General features: G+C 59.2%; 2 protein-coding genes. Both read right to left on the bottom strand.

Annotation, left to right across the window (positions count from 1 at the left end):
- Positions 1 to 989: uridine diphosphate-N-acetylglucosamine-binding protein YvcK (gene yvcK, locus ABYV26_RS24625; RefSeq protein WP_372683991.1), on the bottom strand; the 989-nt coding region annotated here is incomplete at its 3' end.
- The coding region (locus tag ABYV26_RS24620) for a SprT-like domain-containing protein (protein ID WP_372683990.1) at positions 970 to 2,201 on the bottom strand (1,232 nt) is incomplete at its 5' end. The genes yvcK and ABYV26_RS24620, both read right to left, overlap by 20 nt.

Below are 2,201 nucleotides of genomic sequence, written 5' to 3'. Positions count from 1 at the left end.
TCCTCAAAGATAATGCGGGCGATCAACCCGGCGAGCTTTTCCGGATCGTGGCGGATGACGTCTCCCGATGTCTCAAGAAGGTCTTCCAGGATCAGTTGACAATCGGTTTCCGGGAAGCCGACCTCCACAAATTCGGCTTTTTGTCTGCGATAGAGGGCCAGCAGGCGGTCATCGGGCCGTCGGGTGTTGACGATGGCGCCGGCGAGTTTTCGCCCGGTGAAGCCGCCTATCGTAGAAACGAAATCGCAAGCCTGATAGTGGTTCGTCTCCCCGAATTTGGTCATGATGTTGACCACATGATAAATGGGTGCGGACACCGTGCTGAGCTTTTCCCGCAGGCCGGGAACGATGAGGTTGGGAATGATGCTGGTGAACAGGTCGCCCGGCCCCAGGATGATGATGTCGGCATCGGCGATGGCTTCAAGAACCGGTGGATAAACGGTGATGGCGTCACTGTGATGGGGAACCAGGTAGACATCCCGGATCGTTTCGCGCTGGTGGCCCCGGGGCGTGTCGATGGCGCTTTCACCGTAAACCCGGCTGCCGTCGGTCAGTTCCGCCACCAGGGTGGCCCGGTCGATGGTGACCGGCAGGATTTCTCCCTTGGCATCCAGGATTTCGGCCAGCGCCTGCACGCCGGCGGGAAAGCTGCCGGTATAGCGAGAGAGCATGGTCAGGAGCATATTGCCGGCATTGTGCCCCTTGAGGCGCCTGTCTTTGTTGAAGCGTTTTTGAAAGATGACCCGGGCGGTATCCTGGTGGGGAGACAGGGCCAGGATGCACTTGAGGATGTCACCGGGAGGCAGGGTGCCCAATTCGTCACGCAGCCTGCCGGTGCTGCCGCCGCTGTCCATCATTGAAACGACGGCGCTGATGCGGATGCCTTTCAGATTTCTCAAGCCGGACAACAGCGCATACTGGCCGCTGCCGCCGCCGATGGTGACCACATGAACCGTTTTTCCATTCGATTTAGAACGTTTCTCCGTCACGGGTTCCCCCTGCATCCGCATCCTGGTTCGGCGGACTTGTTTTAGCTTTGTAATCCAAAAAGTTGTCCTTGAATCCATCCTGGCGGGTGATGCCTCTGGCAATGATCAATCGACGACCGCTTTCGGTTCCGTCCGCCAGAACCCGGGCGTCGTGTGCCGGGCCCCTTCTTGAAAATGAACGGACGTGGGGATAGCGATCGGCCAGGTAACGGGTCAGGGCGTGGTCCTCGATGCGAGCCGGCAGATGCGTGTCCGCGCCCTGGGAACCCGTCGTTGATGCCTGCTGCAAGGTGGCCTTGAATCCTTCGATGATACCGATGGCAAAATCGGTTTTGCGGTATCGATTCAGACCTTTGTTGGCTCGATAGTCCGCCCAGGCCTTGTCGATGTAGCGGCATATGGCCGCGTGGATATAATCGGCGATCCGGACGTTTTTTCGGGTGCCGCTGATCTCCAGTACGCGTCCCATTCTGCCTTTTTCGAGCACCCAGGCCTGGATCCACATGCCCTGGACGAAGTAATAATCCTGGAGCAGATGGGCCAAGTGATAGGACTCCCGAAAGTGCCTGAGGCGGGGCTTTCCTACAAAAATACTCTGATAATCCCGATCGGCGCCTCGTGCGATCAGGTTCACGTTATGGCGATAAATCAGCTCGTGGGCTTTGCGCATGGCAGCCTGGGCTTCGTTGGGGTTGCTGCTTTCGGCCAGGGCCATGAGCTTGTGAATCCTGACCACGATGCGGTCCCGGTCGTTCAATTCCTCCCCCTGGTGGAGGCGCGCGTGAAGGGGACGGTAAGTGCCGGAGGCCGAAGGGTTGGCGCGCAACAGGCGACAGGCCTGACGAAAACAGTCGCCGTGGTCGGGTTCCGATGCGGCCTGCAACCCTTCGTGGGCCACCTGATGTGCCATTTCGTGAAGCAGCACCTCCTTGACGTCATCCCATGCGTGGCTGCTGACCATTTCCCGGCTCAGGGTAATTTCACGCTTTTCCCGGCTCCAGCAGCCCAGCCTGGCCGGCATGTCCCGAATGGAAAAAAGGGGGCGTCTGATGGATCGTCGAAGGGAATCAGGCAACAGCCACAGGGCATTTTCCCATTCGGCCAACAAACCGCGCAGGACCTGGCGTTCGAAAGATGACTGGACGGAGGAAACCCGACCGGCGCCGGACCGGTCGGTGGAAATCGACGGTTGTCCGAAGTTAGCGGGCATGG

The organism is Desulfosarcina sp., assembly GCF_041551955.1.
In the GTDB taxonomy this organism is placed as follows: domain Bacteria; phylum Desulfobacterota; class Desulfobacteria; order Desulfobacterales; family Desulfosarcinaceae; genus Desulfosarcina.
This window is presented reverse-complemented; position numbering and strand designations above follow the sequence as displayed.